This is a genomic window from Pseudomonas sp. AK-TSAG1-1 (assembly GCF_056821665.1).
The window spans coordinates 3537862-3558896 of sequence record NZ_CM165965.1 but is presented as its reverse complement, the minus strand read 5'-3'; the positions used below and the strand labels follow the sequence as shown (position 1 = coordinate 3558896).

The following is a 21035-nucleotide window of genomic DNA, read 5'->3' as shown; positions in this document are numbered from 1 at the left end:
AAACGCGAAAGAGTACAAATGTACTCCATGACCGATCTGACTCCCCGCCGCACCGCCATCCTGACCTTTATCCGCGAACGCATCGCCGAACACGGTCAGCCCCCAAGCCTCGCTGAAATCAGCGAGGCTTTTGGTTTCGCCTCGCGCAGCGTGGCGCGCAAACATGTGCTGGCGCTCACCGACGCCGGGTTTATCGAGGTCAATCCGCATCAGGCCCGGGGCATTCGCCTGCTCGGGCAACCGGCGCGCCCGGAGCTGCTGGATGTTCCCGTGCTCGGCCGGGTTGCCGCCGGTGCGCCGATCGGCGCCGATGCCGACATCCATGGCCGCTTGATGCTCGACCCGGCGCTGTTCTCCCGTACCCCGGATTACATGCTGCGGGTGCAGGGCGACTCGATGATCGAAGACGGCATTCTCGACGGTGATCTGGTCGGCGTGCGACGCAACCCCGAGGCGCTCAACGGCCAGATCGTGGTGGCGCGGCTCGACGGTGAAGTCACCATCAAACGCTTCGAACGGCTTGGCGATGAAGTGCGCCTGCTGCCGCGTAACCCGGCGTATCAGCCGATTGTCGTGCGCGACGATCAGGACCTGGCCATCGAAGGGGTGTTCTGCGGTCTGGTGAGGCAAGGCTGATGGGCGCCGTCGTTGCACTCGATACGCTGTTCAATGGCGGCCAGGTCTGGAAGGGCCGGCCTGCGCCCCCGGCGGCCAGCCCGCAACCCACCGGCCATGCCGCGCTCGATGCAGCATTGCCCAGCGGTGGCTGGCCGGAAGCGGCGCTGAGCGAAATTCTGCTGGCTGGCCCCGGGGTTGGTGAACTGCAATTGGTCTGGCCGACGCTGGCGCGGTTGTCGGCGGCGGGCGAACGCATCGTGCTGGTGGCGCCACCGTTCGTGCCGTACCCGCAGGCGTGGGAGAACGCCGGGATCGATCTGCGTCAGCTGTCGGTGATCCAGGCCAGCGAACGCGACGCCTTGTGGGCGGCGGAACAATGCCTGCGCTCGGGCAGTTGCGGCGCTGTGCTGTGCTGGCCGCACAAGGCTGATGACCGCGCGTTGCGGCGCTTGCAGGTGGCCGCGGAAACCGGCCAGACCCTGGCCTTTGCCTGGCGCCCGCTGAGCGAGGCGGTCAACCCGTCACCGGCGGCTTTACGGATTGCCATCGATGCCAGACCTGCCCAGTTGCGCGTGCTCAAATGCCGGGGCGGGCTGGCGCGCACGGCGCCAATTGCGTTTGCCGTGGGGCACTGAGGTCATCATGCGCTGGGTATGTATTCTGTTCCCGCAGTTGGCGCTCGACGCGGTGCTGCGTCAACGTCCCGATCCCGATGAACCGTTGGTGTTGCTCAGCGGCCCGGCCCAGCGCCGGGTGCTGCAAGCGGTGAATGCGCCGGCGCGCCAGCTCGGCCTGCGCGCCGGTCAGTCGATGACCGCTGCACAGGCCTTGAGCAAAGGCTTTGCCACCGCCGATTACGACCTCGCCGAGGTCGAGCACTGGCAGCAGTTTCTGGCGGCGTGGGCCTACCGGTTCAGCGCGCAGGTCAGCGTGCATTACCCGCGTACCGTGGTGTTCGAGATCGAATCCAGTCTGGGCCTGTTCGGTTCCTGGGCGCAGTTCGAAGCGCGGTTGCGCAAGGAACTGACTGATCTGGGCTTTCGCCATCGCATCGTCGCTGCACCGAATCCGGTGGCGGCACGAGTGCTGGCCAACGCCTACGATGGCCTGGTGGTGCCCGACGGTGAAGCCTTGCAGCATCATCTCGGGCAGTTACCCGTCGACCGGGTGGGGCTGGAGCCGCCCGTCGCCACGGCACTGTCGCGCATGGGCCTGCGCAGTCTGAATCAGGTGCAGAGCCTGCCGCGTCAGGCCCTGGCCCGGCGTTTCGAAGCGTCGATGCTCAAACACCTCGACACGCTGTTCGGCGCGCGCCCGCTGGCCTTGGCGTTCTATCTGCCGCCGGACCGGTTTGATGTGCGCATCGAACTCAATTTCGACGTGCAATCCCATCAGGCGCTGCTGTTCCCGTTGCGTCGTTTGACCGCTGACCTGTCGGCGTTCCTCTGCGGGCGTGACAGTGGCGTGCAGCGTTTCGATCTGCACCTGGAGCACGCCGGGCTGCCGGATACGGTGATCAAGGTTGGCCTGCTCAGCGCCGAGCGCGATCCGGCGATGCTCTTCGAACTGGCCCGGGGACGGCTGGAGCAGGTGCAGGTCGAAGCGCCGGTGCGCGGGTTTCGCCTGCGCGCCGAAGACCTGCCGAGTTTCGTGCCGCAGTTTCAGGAACTGTTCGATGACCGCCCGCAACAGACCTTGCCCTGGGAGCAATTGCGCGAACGCCTGCGCGCCCGGCTCGGCGATGACGCAGTGCAGGGCCTGCGCTTCCAGGCCGATCATCGCCCGGAATGCGCCTGGCAGAACGGCGTCGACAAGCAGCGCTGCAGTGGTTTGCCGAGCGTTCAGCGCCCGGGCTGGCTGCTCGGTGAACCGCAGAGCGTGGCCGAAGGTTCGGCGCGGATCCTCATGGGGCCGGAGCGCATCGAGTCCGGCTGGTGGGACGGTGACGACGTGCGCCGCGATTACTACCTGATCCAGAACCGCGCCGGTCAGCAGGGCTGGGCCTATCGGGCGGTGGGCGAGGGCGGTCCGTTGTGGCTGCAGGGCTGGTTTGCATGAACCACGGCTATGCCGAGCTGCATTGCCTGTCGAACTTCAGTTTCCAGCGGGGGGCCTCCAGTGCCCTTGAGCTGTTCCAGCGGGCGAAAAAACACGGTTATCAGGCGCTGGCGATCACTGACGAGTGCACGCTGGCCGGGATCGTCCGTGCCTGGCAGGCGGCGAAATCGGTTGAACTGCCGCTGATCATTGGCAGTGAAATGCGCATCGACAACGGCCCGAAACTTCTGCTGTTGGTGGAGAACCTCGCGGGGTATCAGGCCTTGTGCGGCTTGATCACCCAGGCCCGGCGGCGTACGCAGAAAGGCCAGTACCGGGTGCTGCGCGAGGATTTCAGCGAGCCGCTGCCGGGGCTGCTCACGGTGTGGGTGCCGGACACCGTGGATGATATGGAGGAGGGCCGCTGGCTGAAGCAAGTCTTCGGCGAGCGTCTGTTTCTGGCGGTGCAGTTGCATCGCGGGCAGGACGATCAGCGCCGGCTGGCTGCACTGCTGAGTCTGGCGGAGCAGTTGCAGATTGCCGCCGTGGCCAGCGGTGACGTGCACATGCACGCCCGTGGCCGGCGGGCCTTGCAGGACACCATGACCGCGATCCGCCATCACGTCCCGGTGGCCGAGGCCGGGTTACGCCTGCACCCCAACGGCGAGCGCCATCTGCGCAGCCTTGATGTGTTGCGCGAGCTGTATCCGCAAGCGTTGCTCGACGCCTCGGTACAGCTGGCCCGGCGCTGCACTTTCGATCTGAGCGAGTTGCGCTATCAGTATCCGAAAGAACTGGTGCCGGAGGGACATACCGGCAGTTCCTGGTTGCGCCAGTTGACTGAAGAAGGCATCGCCTGGCGCTGGCCGCAAGGGCCTCAGGCCAAAGTGCTGAAGCAGATCAATGACGAGCTGAAACTGATCGCCGAACTCGGCTACGAAAGCTACTTCCTCACCGTGCATGACGTAGTGCGTTTCGCCCGCGAGCAACAGATTCTCTGTCAGGGACGGGGTTCGGCGGCCAACTCGGCGGTGTGTTTTGCCTTGGGCATCACCGAGATCGACCCGGATCGCACCACGCTGCTGTTCGAGCGTTTCATGTCGAAAGAGCGCAACGAGCCGCCGGACATCGACGTCGACTTCGAACACGAACGTCGCGAAGAGGTCTTGCAATACGTGTTCCGTCGTTATGGCCGTCGTCGCGCAGCGCTGACGGCAGTGGTCAGCACCTACCACGCCGCCGGCGCGATGCGCGACGTGGCCAAGGCCCTGGGCCTGCCGCCGGACCAGATCAATGCGCTGGCCGATTGCTGCGGTCACTGGAGCGATGAAACACCGCCGCTGGCGCGCTTGCTCGAAGGCGGATTCGATCCTGACAGCCCGGTGTTGCGTCGAGTGCTGAGCCTCACCGGGCAACTGATCGGCTTTCCCCGGCACCTGTCGCAGCACCCGGGCGGCTTCGTGATTTCCGAGCAGCCGCTGGACTGTCTGGTGCCGGTGGAAAACGCCGCCATGGCCGAGCGCACGATCATTCAGTGGGACAAGGACGACCTCGATGCGGTCGGGCTGCTCAAGGTCGATATTCTCGCCCTCGGCATGCTCAGCGCGATCCGTCGCTGCTTCGACCTGCTGCGCCGTCATCGCCATCAGGATCTGAGCCTGGCGACGATTCCCGCCGAAGACAAACCGACCTACGAGATGATCAGCCGCGCCGACACCATCGGCGTGTTCCAGATCGAATCCCGGGCGCAGATGTCGATGCTGCCGCGCCTGCGCCCGGCGAACTTCTACGATCTGGTGATCGAGGTGGCGATCGTCCGCCCCGGGCCGATTCAGGGCGGCATGGTTCATCCGTACCTGCGTCGCCGGAACAAGGAAGAAGAGGAAACCTACCCCTCGCCGGAGCTGGAGGTGGTGCTCAAACGCACCCTCGGCGTGCCGCTGTTTCAGGAACAGGTGATGCAGATCGCTATCGTCGCCGCCGACTACAGCCCCGGCGAGGCCGATCAGTTGCGCCGCTCGATGGCGGCGTGGAAACGCCACGGCGGGCTGGAGCCGCACAAGGAACGGCTGGCCGCCGGCATGGAAAAAAACGGCTACACCCCGGAGTTCGCCGCGCAGATCTTCGAGCAGATCAAGGGTTTTGGCAGCTATGGTTTTCCCGAATCCCACGCTGCCAGTTTCGCCTTGCTGACCTACGCCAGTTGCTGGCTCAAGTGCCACGAACCGGCGGCGTTTGCCTGTGCGCTGATCAACAGTTGGCCCATGGGTTTCTACAGCCCGGATCAGATTCTGCAGGACGCGCGCCGCCACCAATTGCAGATCCGTCCGGTGGACGTGCGCGCCAGCGACTGGGATTGCAGCCTGGAACCGATCAGCGGCGCGCAACCGGCGATCCGCATGGGCCTGCGGATGATCAAGGGCTTTCGCGAGGACGATGCCCGGCGCATCGAAGCGGCGCGGATGCGCGGGGCGTTTGCCGATGTCGCCGACCTGGGCGAACGGGCCGCGCTCGACAGTCGGGCCCAGGCGCTGCTGGCGGATTCCGGAGCGTTGCGCGGGATGGCCGGGCATCGGCATCGCGCGCGCTGGGAAGTGGCCGGGGTGGAGAAACAACTGGGTCTGTTTGCCGGGTTGCCGAGTCAGGAAGAGCCCGATGTGCTGCTGCCAAAACCCAGTGTCGGTGAGGACCTGCAGGCCGATTACGCAACGCTTGGTACTACGCTGGGGCCGCATCCGTTGGCGCTGCTGCGAGGTGAACTCAAGGCCCGGCGCTGTCGCAGTTCGCAGGAGTTGATGGAGGTCGAGCACGGGCGGCCAGTGAGCATCGCCGGGCTGGTCACCGGCCGGCAACGACCGGGCACCGCCAGCGGCGTGACCTTCGTCACCCTGGAAGACGAGTTCGGCAACGTCAACGTGGTGGTCTGGCGCGATTTGGCCGAGCGCCAGCGTCAGGTGCTGGTGGGCTCGCAATTGCTCAAGGTCGATGGCCGCTGGGAGCGCGAAGGCGAGGTGCGGCACCTGATCGCCGGACGGCTGAGCGACCTGAGCCCGCTGCTCGACGGCATCCGCGTGCAGAGCCGCGATTTTCATTAGCGCGCTGATCCCCTGTGGGAGCGGGCTTGCTCGCGAAGACGGTGTATCAGCCGACATCCCTATTGACTGACCCACCGCTTTCGCGAGCAAGCCCGCTCCCACAATTGATTTGTGTGCGTATCAAAACAGCCAATTCCTTGGCGTCAAAAAGTCCTGTCATGAGTGATGGCACTTTGTCATAATGCCGCCCCTTTTCCGCTCCCCACCGCTTTGCCGTGCCGGGACACACCGTTTTTTCAGAAGGAATGCACAGTGAGAATGATCTCCCGGATGTTGGTCTCAGGCGTTGCGATTGCCGTGCTCGGCACTATCGCAGGCTCCCTTGCCGGCTGCGCCACCGAAAGCTCCCGCGCACTGCCGGTGGCCAAGGTCGAGAGCGCTACTCAGGTCTGGACCGGCGTTCGCGTGCCAATGGCGGTGGGCAAGTTCGATAACCGCTCCAGCTACATGCGCGGGATCTTCTCCGACGGCGTCGACCGTCTCGGCGGTCAGGCCAAGACCATCCTGATCACCCACTTGCAGCAGACCAACCGTTTCTCCGTGCTCGATCGCGACAACATGGGCGAAATCCAGCAGGAAGCGGCGATCAAAGGCCAGGCCCAGCGCCTCAAAGGTGCCGATTACGTGGTCACCGGTGACGTCACCGAGTTCGGCCGCAAGGAAACCGGCGATCACCAGCTGTTCGGTATTCTCGGCCGTGGCAAGACTCAGGTCGCCTACGCCAAGGTCAACCTGAACATCGTCAACATCAGCACCTCCGAAGTGGTGTATTCGACTCAGGGCGCCGGCGAATACGCCTTGTCCAACCGCGAAATCATCGGCTTCGGTGGCACCGCTGCGTACGACTCCACCCTCAACGGCAAAGTCCTCGATCTGGCCATGCGCGAGGCGATCAACCGCCTGGTTGATGGCATGAACGCCGGTGCCTGGAAACCGGGTAACTGATCGCTATTCATTGCAAGGAGCAATACCCCTCATGAATCTGACTTTGTCGCGGTCGCTGCTGGCCCTGACGCTGGCCGCCAGCGCTTTGCTGGCCGGTTGCAGCAGCCCGAAAACCCTGTACCAGTGGGAAGACTACCAACCGCAGGTCTACGAATACTTCAAAGGCGAAGAGCCGAAAGAAGCGCAGGCCGAAGTGCTGGAGCGTGACCTGCAGAAGATCCGTTCCACCGGCAAGGCCGTGCCGCCGGGCTACCACGCGCACCTCGGTCTGCTGTACCTGAGCATGGGCAAGGACGATCAGATGGTGCAGCAATTCCGCACCGAGAAAGCGCTGTTTCCCGAGTCCGGCCCGTACATGGATTTTCTGCTTAAAAACGCCAAGACCGGAGACGCCAAATGATCTCGCGCACCCTGAAACTGCTGGCCGCCGGTTTGGCCCTGACCGTACTCGGTGGCTGCGTTGCGCCGAAAACCGTCGACTATTCGGCGTACAAGCAGGCACGGCCGAAGACCATTCTGGTGCTGCCGCCGCTGAACACCTCGCCAGACGTGAAAGCCTCGTACAGCCTGTTGTCGCAAGTGACGTTCCCACTGGCCGAGGCCGGTTACTACGTGCTGCCGATCGCCCTGGTGGACGAAACCTTTCGCCAGAATGGCCTGACCACGCCGGATGACATCCATCAGGCGCCGGCCAACAAGCTGAAAGAAATCTTCGGCGCCGACGCTGCGCTGTACATCACCGTGACCGAGTACGGCACGCGGTACATGGTCATCAGCAGCGAAACCGCCGTGACGGCCACCGCCAAACTGGTGGACCTGAAATCCGGCACCACGCTGTGGACCGGTTCGGCACGGGCGTCGAGCGAAGAGGGCGGCAACAACAGCGGTGGCGGCCTGGTCGGCATGCTGATCACCGCCGCAGTCAAGCAGGTGATCAACAGTTCGACCGATGCCGGCTACCCGATTGCCGGTGTGGCGAGCAATCGTCTGTTGTCGGCCGGTCAGCACGCCGGCCTGTTGTATGGCCCGCGTTCGCCGAAGTACGGCACTGACTGAGCAAGCGAAATAACCCCCTGTGGGAGCGGGCTTGCTCGCGAAAGCGGTGTATCAGACAAGTAATCTTTGAATGACCAACCGCCTTCGCGAGCAAGCCCGCTCCCACAGGGGTAATGCGTTGCGCTGTTGATTTATTTGGCTGTCGGCCAAAACCGCTCGCCACCTCCCGGCGCTTCCGTCCACGCTTGCAATGAGCGGGTCGGCAGGTCGAAGTAATCCCGGGTTCGCGCATAGCCATGGCCGCCCATCCGCCCGATCGCATCCAGCGCCAATTGATCGATGTACAGCGTTTCAGGGTCGATCAACTCATCGCGTACATGCGCCATCAGCACTTCACCAAAAATGATCTCCCGCGACTGACCGATGTTCAGCGCCATCATCCGCCGACACTCCAGTGCGACCGGTGCTTCGCCGATCCGTGGGCATTTCACCGTGGTGCCGGCAATCGCCGTCAGGCCGGCGGCGGTCAGTTCATCGAACCCGGGCGCGAACGGCACGGCGCAGACGTTCATCGCCTCCACCAGCGCATCACTGACGATGTTCACGGTGAATTCCTGATTCAACTGGATGTTGCGCGTGGTGTCCTTGGGGCTTTGATCGCCGTAGTTTTCCACGCCAAGGGCGAGAATCGGCGGGTCGGCGGACAGCGCGTTGAAGAAACTGAACGGCGCGGCATTCACCCGGCCTTCACCGTCGACGGTGGTGACCAGGGCAATCGGGCGAGGCACCACGCTGCCGATCAGAATCTTGTATTTTTCCCGGGGGCTGAGCTGGCTGAAGTCGAAGCTGTGCATGGCAGAAGTCTCTAAACACGTGGATCGATTGCGCTCAATGGCGCGTCGGCGCTGTAGTCGTCAGCGAACGGGATGGCCGGCTGGAACAGGGTTTTCCAGTCCGGTCGACCAAAGGCCCGCTCGCTGTGGCTGCGCATGAGTTTTTCGTATTGGTGTTGGGCCTGGCGTTGCAGGGCGGGGTAGTCGACGCCCGTGACCTGACCGTCGTGCATCACGCAACGGCCATCGATGTAACTGGCGATGCAGTCGTCGCCGCGCCCGGCCAACAGCAGGTTTTTCAACGGATCGAACAGCGGCCCCAGATGCAGGCCGCGCAGGCTGAATACGGTGATGTCAGCCTTGGCGCCGGGGGCCAGACGTCCGAGGTCATCCCGGCCCAAGGCCCGTGCACCGCCAAGGGTGGCGGCGTTGTACAAATCGAGGCTGCTGGTGAGCGCCGAGCCGCCCTCCATCAACCGCGCGACGTTGAGGCCGTGGCGCATGTTTTCGAGCAAGTCCGCCGGCCAGGTGTCGGTGCCGAGGGCAAAGTTGATGCCCTTGGCGCGATAGCGCCCGAACGAGTTCAGCGCCTCGCCATCGCGGGCGAACACCAACGGGCAATGCACCAGGCTGGCGCCGCCGTCGATCACCCGCTGCAGGTCGTCGTCACCACGGGTGTAGATGCCGTGGGGCAACAGGCTGCGCGGCGTCAGCAAGTCCAGCTGTTGCAGCCAGCCCAGCGGTGACGTGCCGCGCAACTGCTCGACCATCGCCACCTCGCTCTGCGCCTGACAGCAATGCAGGCGCATCGGCGCATTCAGTTCGCGGCTCAGGGCCGAGGTGCGTTGCAGCAGTGCCGGGGTGCAGGTCTGGATGCGATCCGGAAGCAGCGCGCCGCGAATCAGACCGTCGTGTGCGCCGTCGAAGTCCTTGAAAAAGCGTTCAGCTGCATCAAGTCCGGCCAGGCCACGGGCCTCGTCCCAGTGATGGGCGAGCGTGCCGTCGGCGCGCCAGTAACTCATGCCGCTCATGTAGCAAGGGCCGAGGTAAGTCCTCAAGCCGAGTTCGCTCGCAACGCCTGCGACGGCGGCAAACTCATCGTAGGATTCGGCCCACTCGCGGTAGTACATCGAGGTGATCGGCATCGCCGTGGTGATGCCGTTGCGAATCAACTGGGTAAAGGCGTAGCGGTATTTGAAAATTTCTTCGTCAGGGCTGTAAGTCTCGTGCGGGCCGGCGGCGAGGTACTGCGATGACCACATGCGGCCCATGGCGCGCTCGTCGCCGTTATCGAGGGTCAGCACGGTGGAATCGAGGTCGCCGAGGGCATCCAGATCAATGAAGCCGGGGCCGATCAGTGCGTTGCCGTAGTCAATCCACTGATCGACCGGCCCTTGATAACCGCGTCCGACGAACTCGATGCGCGCCCCGGCGAACACCACTTCACCGTCACGCCACAGCACGTGCTGCGTGCCGTCGAAACCGACCACGCAACTGGCCTTCAGGCCGATGCGTTTCACAAACGGCTTTCCAGCAAGCGACCGCCATTGGCGACCAACTGACCGCCGCGATAGACCTGACGCACGGGGCGCGACACCACCGCCTCACCCAGCGTCTCCACCGGTATCAGCAGAAAATCCGCTGGCCGCCCGAGGTCGATCCCGTAATCGTTGACGCCCAGCGCAACAGCGCCATTGACCGTGGCCGCTGCAAACGCCGCCCCCAGTTCATCGTCCTTGGCCAGATCGAAGCGAAACGCCAGCAGCATCGCCCGTTCCAGCATGTCGCCATTGCCCATTGGCGACCACGCATCGCGGATGCCGTCAGAGCCCAGGCAAACGTTGACCCCGGCCGCACGCAAGGCCAGAAACGGCGGCACCGCGCAGTCCGCCGGCGCTGAACTCATCAGCGAAATGCCCAGGGCTGCGAGACGTTCAGCCACCGGTTGGACCTGGCTCCACGGCAACATGCCCAGGCAGTAGGCATGGCTGATCATCACCCGGTTCTGCAGGTTGAAGTGTTCGGTGTACTCGGCGATCCGCGCGATTTGCCACAGGCCCAGTTCACCTTTGTCGTGCAGGTGAATGTCGACGCCTCGGTCGAATTCGCTGGCGAGTTTGAACACGAAGTCGAGTTGTGCAATCGGGTCGTTGTCGATGCCGCACGGATCGAGGCCGCCAACGTTCTCCACGCCCAGGGCCATTGCTTCGCGCATCAGTTCGGCGGTGCCGGGGCGGCTGATCAGTCCGGTCTGCGGAAATACCACCAGTTGCAGGTCGATCAGGTCCTTGTAGCGTTCGCGCAACTGCTGCATCGCTTCGACATGGCGCAGGCCGAATTCAGGGTCGATGTCGACGTGGCAGCGCATCGTCAGTGAGCCACGGGCGATGCAGTTTTCCAGCAGCGCGCCGGCACGTTCGGCAATCGGCGCTGTTACCTCACGGAGAATGCGCCGCTCGTTGCTGATGTAATCCTTGAGCGTCGGGCCGGCGCTGTTCGCACGCCAGGGTTGGCCGTAGAGGGTCTTGTCGAGGTGGACATGGCTTTCCACCAGCGGGGCGGTGAGCAACTGGTTGAGGCCGTCGATGTCACTGGCGGCCAGCGGCGCACTGGAAGCCGGACGGCGTTGGCTGAAGCGGCCGTTTTCGATCAGCAGGTCCTCGGCGGGGGAGCCGTAGGGGCGGATGTTGCGGAGCCATTGTGGCTGGGTCATTTGTTTACCTCGGGTTCAGTGTTGTCTGGGCGGGCCTCTTCGCGAGCAAGCCCGCTCCCACATTGAAATGCGTTCCCCTGTGGGAGCGGGCTTGCTCGCGAAGGCCGCGCCACGGTTTAAAGTCAGATGATCAACCCTTGAGCTTCGACCAGATTCGGTCCTGCAGCTCGCGGGCCTTGTTGCTGCATTCCTTTTCCGGGCGCAGGCGCGAGGCGTATTCCTCGGGCATGTTGATGGCGTCCATGACCTTCCATTTCGGGTCGAGCAACGCATCGCTCTGGATGCCGTTGGCGTAGGCAATGGCGTTGGACACGGCGGCGGCGTTTTCCGGTTTCATCATCCAGTCGATGAAGATCTTCGCGTTGCCCGGATGCGGCGCGCTTTTCGGCACGGCGAAGTTGTCCTGGAACATCGCCACGCCCTCACGCGGATACACGTACTTGATCGTGCTCTTCTGCAAGGTGGCCCGCGCGGTAGAGCCGTTCCAGTTCTGCATCATGATTACTTCGCCCGAGGCCATGCGGTCGACGGTGTTGTCCGAGCTGTACATTTTCAGGAACGGTTTCTGCTTCTGCAGCAGTTCGAGGATGCGCTTGGCGTCCTGCGGGTTTTCCGTGCATTCGTCGACGTTCAGGTAATGGCTGGCGGCATTGATCACGCTGCTTGAGGTATCGAGTGCGGCGAGTTGACCTTGCAACTCCTTGCGCGGTTCGAAGAACTCTTTCCACGAGTCATCCAGCTTGCCGCCGGGCACTCGCGCACTGTCATAGGAAAATCCGGTGGTGCCCCACAGATACGGTGCCGAGAACTTGCGCCCCGGGTCGAAGCCCGGATCGCGGAACGGGCCTTTGACGTACTGAAAATTGCTCAGGGTCGGCGTGTCGATTTCCAGCAGCAGGTCCTGTTTGATCAGGGTCTGCATGATCGACTGCGACGGCACGATCACGTCATAAGCGGCGCCGCCGGCCTGCAACTTGGCGAGCAGGGTTTCGTTGCTGTCGTAGCCGTCCATGGTGACCTTGATCCCGGTCTCCTTTTCGAACTTGGCCAGCAAATCCACCGGGTAGTAGTCGGTCCAGTTGTAGAAAAACAGCTCCTTCGGCTCGGCGGCGTGGGCGCCGAACGCGGTGAAACAACTCAGGGCCAGACCGGATATTGCCAGACGCATGTTTTTGACTTTCATGAGAACGCTCCAGATTTATGGTTGTTTACCGCGTTGGCCCAGCCAGAAGGCCAGCACCACCAGAACGATGGAAATCACCAGCATCAGGGTCGAGATTGCGTTGATCTCCGGGGTCACCCCGGCCTTGATCGCCGAGAAGATATACACCGGCAACGTGGTCGAACCAGGTCCTGCGACGAAGAACGTCATGATGAAATCGTCGAGGCTGACCACGAACGCCAGCACTGAGCCGGACAGCACCGCCGGCCACAGCAACGGCAGCGTCACGCGGCGGAACACCTGCCACGGATTGGCGTACAGATCGTTGGCCGCCTCCAGCAGGCTCTTGTCCAGGTCGTTGAGGCGGGCACGGATCGGCAGGTAGGCGAAGGGAATGCAAAAACCGATGTGCGCGACGATCACCGTGAGCAAACCGAGCTTGATGCCCAGCGCCATGAACAGCAGTAACGTCGCCACGGCGGTGACGATCTCCGGCAGGATCAGCGGCAGATTGATCCCGCCCTCGACCATTTTCTGTCCGTAGAACGGTCGGTACGTGGCCAGCGCCGCGAGCAGCGCAATCACTGTGGCGCAGACCGTGGCGATGGTCGCGACAATGATCGAGTTCAGCGCTGCGGTCTGGATCGACGGGTTGGCCAGAATCCGTCCGTACCAGGCGAAGGAGAACTCCGTCCACACCGTCGCCGAGCGGTTGGCGTTGAAGCTGTAGACGATCAGCACGAGGATCGGCAGGTACAGATAGGCGAGGATCAGCAGGCTGATTTCCCGGGTCGCCGGAAGTTTTTTCAGGTGCAGAGAGATCATGCTTTCGCTCCCCGGTTAAGGGTTTTCGCCGCGCTGCGGCTGTAGAGGGCGTAGAGCACCAGCGACACCAGCAGGATCCCCAGCAACAGGAACGACAGCGAACTGCCCAGCGGCCAGTTGCGTGCGGTGCCGAACTGCTGCTGGATCAGATTGCCGATCATCAGCGTCTTGCCGCCACCGAGAATCGCCGGGGTGATGAATGCGCCGAGGCTCGGCACGAACACCAGTAGCGCGCCGGCAATCACCCCGGGCATCGACAGCGGCAGGATGATCCGGCGCAGCGCGTGCCAGCGATTCGCACCGAGGTCGTATGCGGCCTCCACCAGACGCCAGTCGAGTTTTTCCAGGGTCGAATAGATCGGCAAAATCATGAACGGCAGAAAGCTGTAGACCAGCCCGACGCTGACAGCGAAGTCGTTGTAGAGCAGGGTGATGCCGCCGGCACTGGGGAGTAGCGCGTTGAGGCTTTGGGCGACCCAGCCCTGTTCGCGGAGGATGATCAGCCACGCGTAATTGCGGATCAGCAGGTTGGTCCAGAACGGTATGGTGATGAGCAGTACCATCAGGTTGCGTCGGCGCGGGGTCAGGCTCGACATCCACAGCGCCACCGGAAAGCCGAACAGGAAACACAACACCGTGGTGCCGCCGGCCTGCAACACCGAGCGCAATAGCGCCTGAGCGTAGACCCAGTTCAGTTCCAGTTCGCCGTCGAAACCTTCCTGGAAAAACAGCTGCACGTAACTGTGCAGTTGCCATTGCGCCTGCCAGTCGACGCCGCCGTAGGTGTTGCGCGGCAGCAGGCTGATGTAGCCCATGATGCCCAACGGGATGGCGATCAGAGCGAGCAGGGTCAACACCACCGGGCTGAGCAACAGCGCCCGGTTCAGAGCGGGGGAAGTGCTGCTGACGCTCATCTCAGGCCTCCATCAACAGACAGGCGTGGGGTGGCAGGTGCACGGCAACGCGTTCGCCCACGGCACGGCCACGGTTCAGGCCTTCGTTGTTTTCGCGCAGCATGACTTTGATGTCGTTGTTCAACCGGCACTGATAGAGCGTGGCGGTGCCAACGTAGAGCACCGCTTCGATCACCCCGCGCAGATGATGCGGCTCGCTGGCCTCGACCAGTTGCGAACGCTCAGGACGGAACGCCAGTTGCACGCTGCCGCCGTCGAAACCTTGTGGCTGGCAGGCAATCTCCACCGGCATGCCGTTGGGCACGAAGAGCTTTTCGTTGTGCGCGCCGTGCTTGAGCTGGCCGGGGAGGAAGTTGATGTCGCCAATGAACTGCGCGACGAAACGGTGCTTCGGGTGTTCGTAGATGTCGGTCGGGGTGCCGATCTGCAGGATCTTGCCGGCGGACATCACCGCGATGCGATCGGACAGGGTCAGGGCTTCTTCCTGATCGTGGGTGACGAAAATGAAGGTGATCCCGGCCTCTTTCTGCACGCGCTTGAGTTCGACCTGCATTTCCTTGCGCAGCTTCAAGTCCAGCGCCGACAGCGGTTCATCCAGCAGCAAGACTTTCGGTTTCGGCGCCAGTGCCCGGGCCAGAGCCACGCGCTGCTGCTGACCGCCGGACAGTTCGGCCGGTTTGCGTCCTGCCAGATGCTCCATTTGCACCAACGCGAGCATCTCGTCGAGCCGATCTGGAATCAACTTGCGCTCCAGACCCTGCATCTCGAGGCCGAAGGCGATATTCTGCGCCACACTCATGTGCGGAAACAGCGCATAACTCTGGAACACCGTGTTGACCCGGCGCTTGAATGGCGGCAAGTCATTGACCGGCTCCCCGGCCAGGCGAATCTCGCCTTCGCTGACGTGCTCGAAACCGGCAATGGTGCGCAGAAGGGTGGTTTTGCCGCAGCCGGAAGGGCCGAGCAGGGTGAAGAATTCGTTGTAGGCAATATTGACCGAAACATTGTCGAGGGCCGGCGCGAGGCCAGGGTCATCAGAGTACCGTTTGGAGACGTTACGCACTTCAATTGCTATTGGTTGACCCATAATGGTGCAATCCTCTAATTATTGTATGCAATATCTGAATGCAATTTAGAAATACCCGGATTAATCTGCGTGTGCAACCCCCTTTTTTCCATGGCTAGCCATCGCCAGGGGCCGGTTGCCGACGCCAAAGGAGTGTTCCAATGACCGAGAAGAAACTGGAAACCACGGTCGACCGCGTCTACCAAGGGGTTTACGAGGCGATCAGCAAGCGTTCGCTGCGTCCGGGGATGAAGCTGGGCGAGGCCTCGCTGGCCGAACTGTTCAATGTCAGCCGCACGTCGGTGCGCGCTGCGCTCAAGCAATTGGAGGCCGACGGACTGGTCACCACCGAGCCCAATAAAGGTGCGTCGGTGTCGCTGCCGAGCAACGAAGAGATTCGTTCACTGTTCGAAACACGGCGGCTGATCGAGATCGGCATCGTCACGGAACTGTGTCGGCGCAAGGACACCGCCGCGATGCAGGACCTGCGTGAGCATCTGCTGCTGGAAGATGAGGCCCACGCGGCGGGCGACCACGAGCGGCTGATCCACCTGCTCGGCGAGTTCCACATCAAACTGGCGCGCAGCCTGAACAATCCGGTACTGCTCGACTGGTTCCAGAAGCTGATTTCCCGCGCCTCGCTGTACGCCGCCGCGCTGGATGACGACAGCCACGAAGCCTGCCGCGACGACGAGCATCTGCGGCTGATCGAGTACATCGAAGCGGGTAACCAGAGCGCTGCCATCGAGTTGACCTGCATGCATTTGAACGGCATCGAAAAGGCGATTCTGGACGTCGCGGCGAAGATGAAAACTGGCTACCATCCGCTCAAACACCTGATCGGCGTTTAAACCCGAACCAGATGTGAAATCGGCTATACCTCTTATGAAACCAATGCGGCCGGCGGCGCTCGAAACAGACGGGCGTCGCGGCGTTTTGGCGTCGCGATGTATCGGGCAAACACCACAGGACACCGAGTCAATCGATGCAGTTTTTATCCGATAGCCACGGTTGTGACGGCTGGAAAGGCGAGATGGCCGGGCGCATTTGCGCGTTCGACTGGCGCCAGACCGAGCTCGGCCCACTCGACACCTGGCCTGCCAGCCTGTGTAGCGCCGTGCAATTGATGCTGGCTTCACCGTTGCCGATGGTCATGCTCTGGGGGCGCGCCGGGTACATGATCTACAACGACGCCTATTCGCAGTTTGCCGGTGGCCGCCACCCGTATCTGCTGGGGGTGCCGGTAGAGCTGGGCTGGCCGGAAGTCGCCGAATTCAACCGGCACGTGGTCGACACCTGCCTGGCGGGCGGCACCTTGTCCTACCGCAACAAGGAACTGGTGCTGCTGCGCGACGGCGTGCCTGAAGACGTCTGGATGGATTTGTATTACAGCCCGGTGGCCAACGATGAAGGCGTACCTGCCGGGGTGATGGCAATGGTGGTCGAGACCACCGAGTTCATGCGCTCCGAGCGCCTGCGTCAGGCAGCCGAGAACGCCTACCGCGCCGATAACGAGCGCGTGCGTCTGGCGCTGAATGCCGGGGCCTTGCTCGGTTCGTTTGTCTGGGACGTGAAGAACAATGTGCTGTCGGCGGACGAGCGTTTTGCCCGGACGTTTTCGTATCCGCCGGATCAGGACCTGAGCAATCTGGCGCAAGAAATCGCCGAGTCGCGCATCCACCCTGATGACTTCGCCTGGGTGCAGGAACGGGTCGCCCGTTGCGTGCAGACCGGCGAACCATACAACGCCGAATATCGCGTGTTGCGCGCGGACGGCAGTTATCTGTGGGTTCTCGCCAGTGGCGCGTGCGAGTTCGATGAACACGGTGCGCCGTTTCGTTTCCCCGGGGTGTTGATTGACATCCATGAACGCAAGAACGCCGAAGAATCCTTGCTCAAATTCACCCGCAATCTTGAACAACGGGTGGCCGATGAAGTGGGGGCGCGGCTGGCCGCTGAAGAGCAATTGCGCCAGTCGCAGAAGCTCGAAGCCATCGGCGGACTCACTGGCGGCGTAGCCCACGACTTCAACAACCTGCTGCAGGTGATCGCCGGCAATCTGCATTTGCTGGCGCGGCATGAACCGGGCAATGCCAACGTGCAACGCCGGGTCAGCGCCTCGCTGGCAGCGGTTGAACGTGGCGCCAAGCTGTCGTCGCAATTGCTCGCCTTCGCCCGCCGTCAGCCGTTGTCACCGGCGGTGTGCGATCCGCGGCAGATCTTCGATGGCGTCGGTGAGCTGCTGCAGCGCGCGCTGGGCGAAACCATTCAGATCGACGTGCAACTGCCGCCAGAGCCGTGGCACATCAATGTCGACCGCAACCAACTGGAAAACGCCATTCTCAACCTGGCGATCAACGCCCGGGATGCGATGAAGGGTGAGGGCACCATTGTCCTGAGCGCCCTCAATACTCAACTGGACAGCAGCTTTTGTGCGGGCAAAGGCATCGTCGCCGGCGATTTCGTGCGAGTGATGGTCAGCGATACCGGCACCGGCATTGCGCCGCAAATGCTTGAGCAGGTGTTCGAACCATTTTTTACCACCAAGGCTGACGGCCGAGGCACCGGGCTCGGTTTGAGCATGGTGTTCGGCTTCGTCAAGCAAAGCGGCGGGCATGTCGAGATCGACAGCATCGTGGGCGAAGGCACGCGTGTGCAGTTGTACTTTCCGCGCAGCCTGCGCCCGGTTCTCGCGCAGCCACCGAGTGTCGGCAAGCAGCTGGGTGGCGGCCACGAAACCATTCTGGTGGTCGAGGACAACGAGGCGGTGCGAGCCTCGGCGGTGGAGTTGCTGCGCGAAGAGGGCTACCGCGTGCTGACCGCCGGCAATGGCGACGCGGCGATGCAGATACTGCTGGAAGGCACGAAAGTGGATCTGATTTTTACCGATGTGGTCATGCCGGGGTTGATCAAAAGTTCGGATCTGGCGGCATGGGCCAAGGTCCAGACCCCAGCGGTGGCCGTGCTGTTCACCTCCGGCCACACCCGCGACATCATCTCGCGCAACCACCAGTTGAGCCCGGACACGCACTTGTTGGGCAAACCGTACAGTCCGCAGGCATTGTTGCAGATGATTCGGTCGGTGCTGTGCGCCTGATCACTTTCGCCACTGAGGTCTTCAGGATGACCGAGGTGGTGTCTCCAATTTCTGACAAGGCCCGCCAATGACTGCCAAACGCACCTCCAGAGCACCCGCCGGCATGGTTCGGGTGCGTGGCGCCCGCGAACACAATCTGAAGAACGTCGACGTCGACATTCCTCGCGATGCGCTGGTGGTGTTCACCGGGGTGTCCGGTTCGGGCAAGTCGTCGCTGGCGTTCTCGACCTTGTACGCCGAGGCTCAACGACGTTACTTCGAATCCGTGGCGCCGTATGCGCGGCGGCTGATCGATCAGGTTGGCGTGCCGGATGTCGACTCCATCGAAGGTCTGCCGCCCGCCGTGGCCCTGCAACAGCAGCGTGGCACGCCGAGCACGCGTTCTTCGGTGGGCAGCGTGACCACATTGTCGAGCCTGATCCGCATGCTTTATTCGCGCGCCGGCAGTTATCCGCCGGGGCAGGCGATGCTGTACGCCGAGGACTTCTCGCCGAACACGCCGCAAGGCGCCTGCCCTGAGTGCCACGGCCTGGGACGGGTCTATGAGGTGACCGAGGCGCTGATGGTGCCCGATCCGAATCTGACCATTCGCCAGCGCGCCGTGGCGTCCTGGCCACTGGCGTGGCAGGGGCAGAACCTGCGCGATATTCTGGTGACCATGGGCATCGACGTCGATATTCCCTGGAAGAAGCTGCCGAAAAAACAGCGCGACTGGATCCTGTTCACCGAAGAAACCCCGACCGTGCCGGTGTATGCCGGGCTGACACCGGAAGAAACCCGGGTCGCCCTCAAGCGCAAACTGGAACCGAGTTACCAAGGCACTTTCACGGGGGCTCGACGCTACATCCTGCACACGTTCACCCATTCGCAAAGCGCCTTGATGAAGAAGCGTGTTTCGCAGTTCATGCTCGGCAGCCCGTGCCCGTTATGTGACGGCAAGCGCCTCAAGCGCGAGGCGTTATCGGTGACGTTCGCCGGTTACGACATCGGAGAGCTGTCGCAGATGCCGTTGCTGCAAGTGGCCGAAGTATTGAAGCCCGTGGCCGCGGCCACGTATCTGGAACACGCCGAAGAAACTGGCGAAACCCTGAGCCATGCGCAAACCCGCGAGGCCCGTCAGCAACGGGTGGCCCACGGTGCCAGCGGCCACGCCAGCGCGCCGGATGTGCGCCATACGCCGAACCTGTCGCTGGAAAAACGTCTGGCAGCGCAGCGCATTGCCGAGGATCTGCTGGAACGGGTCAGCACCCTGACCGACCTGGGCCTCGGTTATCTGGCACTGGAGCGCAGCACCCCGACGCTGTCTTCCGGCGAGCTGCAGCGATTGCGTCTGGCGACGCAACTGGGCTCGCAACTGTTCGGCGTGATCTACGTGCTCGACGAACCGTCCGCCGGCCTGCATCCGGCGGATGGCGAGGCGCTGTTCGAGGCTTTGCAGCGGTTGAAGGCTGACGGCAATACGCTGTTTGTGGTCGAGCATGATCTGGAGACCATGCGCCGTGCCGACTGGCTGATCGATGTCGGGCCGGCGGCGGGCGAGAAGGGCGGTCGGGTGTTGTACAGCGGTCCGCCGGCGGGGCTGGCCGAGATCGATGAATCGCAGACCCGCGCTTATCTGTTTGCCGAAACCCAAGGCACTTCGCGCACCGCGCGCAAGGCGCACGGCTGGCTGAAACTCGAGGGCATCACTCGCAACAACCTGAACCACCTCAGCGCCGAATTTCCCTTGGGCTGCTTCACCTCGGTGACCGGTGTTTCCGGCTCCGGCAAGTCGAGCCTGGTCAGTCAGGCGCTGCTGGAGCTGGTGGGCGCGCAGTTGGGGCGTCCAGTGGTTGAACCGGAGCCAGAAGAACTCAGCCTTGAAGATGACGCGCCGCAGGTCAGCAGCGGCCAGGTGACGGCGGGGCTGGAGTCGATCAAGCGGCTGGTGCAGGTCGATCAGAAACCGATTGGCCGCACGCCGCGTTCGAACCTGGCGACCTATACCGGGCTGTTCGACAACGTGCGCAAACTGTTCGCCGCCACCCCTCAGGCGCGGGCGGCTGGGTACGACGCCGGGCAGTTTTCCTTCAACGTCGCCAAGGGCCGTTGTCCGACCTGCGAAGGCGAGGGATTTGTCAGTGTTGAATTGCTGTTCATGCCCAGCGTGTACGCGCCGTGCCCGACTTGCCATGGCGCGCGATACAACCCGCAGACTTTGGCGATTTTGTGGCAAGGCTTGAGCATTGCGCAGGTGTTGCAACTGACGGTGGATGAGGCGGTTGAGGTGTTCGCCGAACAGCCGGGGATTCGCCGTTCGCTGGAGGTGCTGCGTGACATCGGCCTGGGTTATTTAAGGCTCGGGCAACCCGCCACCGAGCTGTCCGGTGGCGAGGCGCAGCGAATCAAACTGGCCACCGAGCTGCAACGCAATCAACGCGGCGCGACCCTGTACGTGCTGGACGAACCGACCACCGGGTTGCACCCGCGAGACGTCGACCGGCTGTTGGAGCAACTGGATAATCTGGTCACGGCGGGCCACACGGTGATCGTGGTCGAGCATGAAATGCGCGTGGTGGCGCAGAGCGACTGGGTGATCGACATTGGCCCGGGGGCCGGGGATCAGGGCGGCAGGATTGTCGCGGCCGGCACGCCGCAGAAAGTCGCGGCGAGCAAGAAGAGCCGGACTGCGCCGTTTCTGGCGCGGGCCTTGAGCCAATAACCGCGTTACCGCGCCGGCCCCTTCGCGAGCAGG

The 21035-nt window shown here is 63.0% G+C and carries 17 protein-coding genes; 10 read left to right on the top strand and 7 right to left on the bottom strand.

Features of this window, described 5'->3' with window-relative positions; genetic code table 11:
- Positions 1 to 18 precede the first annotated feature (18 nt).
- The 7 genes from lexA to AC1UK9_RS15645 all read left to right on the top strand — a co-directional run bounded on the left by lexA (position 19) and on the right by AC1UK9_RS15645 (position 7751).
- Complete coding sequence (lexA, locus tag AC1UK9_RS15675; protein WP_473015944.1) at positions 19 to 636, top strand: transcriptional repressor LexA; 618 nt, start codon at positions 19 to 21, stop codon at positions 634 to 636.
- Positions 636 to 1253, top strand: a complete 618-nt coding sequence (imuA, locus tag AC1UK9_RS15670) for a translesion DNA synthesis-associated protein ImuA (protein WP_025109863.1) — start codon at positions 636 to 638, stop codon at positions 1251 to 1253. The genes lexA and imuA overlap by 1 nt, the downstream gene beginning before the upstream one ends.
- Before the next feature lie 7 nt (positions 1254 to 1260).
- Entirely contained in the window at positions 1261 to 2676 is a 1416-nt protein-coding gene (locus AC1UK9_RS15665) for a Y-family DNA polymerase (protein ID WP_473015943.1), read from the top strand.
- A complete protein-coding gene (locus AC1UK9_RS15660; protein WP_482577906.1) occupies positions 2673 to 5750 on the top strand; it encodes an error-prone DNA polymerase in 3078 nt (1025 codons plus the stop codon). The genes AC1UK9_RS15665 and AC1UK9_RS15660 overlap by 4 nt, the downstream gene beginning before the upstream one ends.
- Before the next feature lie 258 nt (positions 5751 to 6008).
- Complete coding sequence (locus AC1UK9_RS15655) at positions 6009 to 6695, top strand: CsgG/HfaB family protein (protein WP_177327321.1); 687 nt, start codon at positions 6009 to 6011, stop codon at positions 6693 to 6695.
- A 31-nt stretch (positions 6696 to 6726) separates the two neighbouring features.
- A complete protein-coding gene (locus AC1UK9_RS15650) occupies positions 6727 to 7095 on the top strand; it encodes a DUF4810 domain-containing protein (RefSeq protein WP_003225593.1) in 369 nt (122 codons plus the stop codon).
- Complete coding sequence (locus AC1UK9_RS15645; RefSeq protein ID WP_108590425.1) at positions 7092 to 7751, top strand: DUF799 domain-containing protein; 660 nt, start codon at positions 7092 to 7094, stop codon at positions 7749 to 7751. The genes AC1UK9_RS15650 and AC1UK9_RS15645 overlap by 4 nt, the downstream gene beginning before the upstream one ends.
- Before the next feature lie 131 nt (positions 7752 to 7882).
- Here the strand turns inward: AC1UK9_RS15645 and AC1UK9_RS15640 are convergent, their stop codons facing one another.
- From AC1UK9_RS15640 to AC1UK9_RS15610, 7 genes are all read right to left on the bottom strand, one after another.
- Entirely contained in the window at positions 7883 to 8545 is a 663-nt protein-coding gene (locus AC1UK9_RS15640) for a flavin reductase family protein (RefSeq protein WP_025109869.1), read from the bottom strand.
- Between the two features lie 11 nt (positions 8546 to 8556).
- The gene (locus AC1UK9_RS15635; protein ID WP_482577904.1) at positions 8557 to 10044 is read right to left on the bottom strand and encodes an amidohydrolase family protein; all 1488 of its coding nucleotides are present in this window, start codon (positions 10042 to 10044) and stop codon (positions 8557 to 8559) included.
- Entirely contained in the window at positions 10041 to 11237 is a 1197-nt protein-coding gene (locus AC1UK9_RS15630) for an amidohydrolase family protein (RefSeq protein ID WP_482577903.1), read from the bottom strand. The genes AC1UK9_RS15635 and AC1UK9_RS15630 overlap by 4 nt, the downstream gene beginning before the upstream one ends.
- A 130-nt stretch (positions 11238 to 11367) precedes the next feature.
- The gene (locus AC1UK9_RS15625; protein WP_473015938.1) at positions 11368 to 12420 is read right to left on the bottom strand and encodes an extracellular solute-binding protein; all 1053 of its coding nucleotides are present in this window, start codon (positions 12418 to 12420) and stop codon (positions 11368 to 11370) included.
- A 15-nt stretch (positions 12421 to 12435) separates the two neighbouring features.
- Positions 12436 to 13224: an ABC transporter permease gene (locus tag AC1UK9_RS15620; protein ID WP_482577902.1), complete on the bottom strand. Its 789-nt coding sequence runs from the start codon at positions 13222 to 13224 to the stop codon at positions 12436 to 12438.
- On the bottom strand, positions 13221 to 14138 hold the full coding sequence (locus tag AC1UK9_RS15615; protein WP_025112575.1) for an ABC transporter permease: 918 nt from the start codon (positions 14136 to 14138) through the stop codon (positions 13221 to 13223). Before AC1UK9_RS15615 ends, AC1UK9_RS15620 begins: the two co-directional genes overlap by 4 nt.
- A 1-nt stretch (position 14139) precedes the next feature.
- Positions 14140 to 15225, bottom strand: coding sequence for an ABC transporter ATP-binding protein (locus AC1UK9_RS15610; protein WP_482577900.1), 1086 nt, complete (start codon positions 15223 to 15225; stop codon positions 14140 to 14142).
- Between the two features lie 140 nt (positions 15226 to 15365).
- On the opposite strand from AC1UK9_RS15610, the gene AC1UK9_RS15605 reads away from it, so the two are divergent.
- The 3 genes from AC1UK9_RS15605 (at position 15366) to AC1UK9_RS15595 (ending at position 21002) form a co-directional block, all read left to right on the top strand.
- Positions 15366 to 16055 carry a GntR family transcriptional regulator gene (locus AC1UK9_RS15605; protein ID WP_007969663.1) on the top strand — a complete coding sequence of 230 codons (690 nt, stop codon included), beginning with the start codon at positions 15366 to 15368 and terminating at the stop codon, positions 16053 to 16055.
- A gap of 134 nt (positions 16056 to 16189) precedes the next feature.
- Complete coding sequence (locus AC1UK9_RS15600; protein ID WP_482577899.1) at positions 16190 to 18301, top strand: hybrid sensor histidine kinase/response regulator; 2112 nt, start codon at positions 16190 to 16192, stop codon at positions 18299 to 18301.
- A gap of 67 nt (positions 18302 to 18368) precedes the next feature.
- Complete coding sequence (locus AC1UK9_RS15595; RefSeq protein ID WP_482577898.1) at positions 18369 to 21002, top strand: excinuclease ABC subunit UvrA; 2634 nt, start codon at positions 18369 to 18371, stop codon at positions 21000 to 21002.
- Positions 21003 to 21035: the final 33 nt, after the last annotated feature.

Coding starts and splice junctions, on each gene's coding strand:
- AC1UK9_RS15640 (WP_025109869.1), bottom strand. CDS start 8,545: ATGCACAGCTTCGACTTCAGCCAGCTCAGCCCCCGGGAAAAATACAAG.
- AC1UK9_RS15660 (WP_482577906.1), top strand. CDS start 2,673: ATGAACCACGGCTATGCCGAGCTGCATTGCCTGTCGAACTTCAGTTTC.
- AC1UK9_RS15605 (WP_007969663.1), top strand. CDS start 15,366: ATGACCGAGAAGAAACTGGAAACCACGGTCGACCGCGTCTACCAAGGG.
- AC1UK9_RS15610 (WP_482577900.1), bottom strand. CDS start 15,225: ATGGGTCAACCAATAGCAATTGAAGTGCGTAACGTCTCCAAACGGTAC.
- AC1UK9_RS15630 (WP_482577903.1), bottom strand. CDS start 11,237: ATGACCCAGCCACAATGGCTCCGCAACATCCGCCCCTACGGCTCCCCC.
- AC1UK9_RS15595 (WP_482577898.1), top strand. CDS start 18,369: ATGACTGCCAAACGCACCTCCAGAGCACCCGCCGGCATGGTTCGGGTG.
- AC1UK9_RS15600 (WP_482577899.1), top strand. CDS start 16,190: ATGCAGTTTTTATCCGATAGCCACGGTTGTGACGGCTGGAAAGGCGAG.
- imuA (WP_025109863.1), top strand. CDS start 636: ATGGGCGCCGTCGTTGCACTCGATACGCTGTTCAATGGCGGCCAGGTC.
- AC1UK9_RS15650 (WP_003225593.1), top strand. CDS start 6,727: ATGAATCTGACTTTGTCGCGGTCGCTGCTGGCCCTGACGCTGGCCGCC.
- AC1UK9_RS15655 (WP_177327321.1), top strand. CDS start 6,009: ATGATCTCCCGGATGTTGGTCTCAGGCGTTGCGATTGCCGTGCTCGGC.
- AC1UK9_RS15625 (WP_473015938.1), bottom strand. CDS start 12,420: ATGAAAGTCAAAAACATGCGTCTGGCAATATCCGGTCTGGCCCTGAGT.
- AC1UK9_RS15665 (WP_473015943.1), top strand. CDS start 1,261: ATGCGCTGGGTATGTATTCTGTTCCCGCAGTTGGCGCTCGACGCGGTG.
- lexA (WP_473015944.1), top strand. CDS start 19: ATGTACTCCATGACCGATCTGACTCCCCGCCGCACCGCCATCCTGACC.
- AC1UK9_RS15645 (WP_108590425.1), top strand. CDS start 7,092: ATGATCTCGCGCACCCTGAAACTGCTGGCCGCCGGTTTGGCCCTGACC.
- AC1UK9_RS15615 (WP_025112575.1), bottom strand. CDS start 14,138: ATGAGCGTCAGCAGCACTTCCCCCGCTCTGAACCGGGCGCTGTTGCTC.
- AC1UK9_RS15620 (WP_482577902.1), bottom strand. CDS start 13,224: ATGATCTCTCTGCACCTGAAAAAACTTCCGGCGACCCGGGAAATCAGC.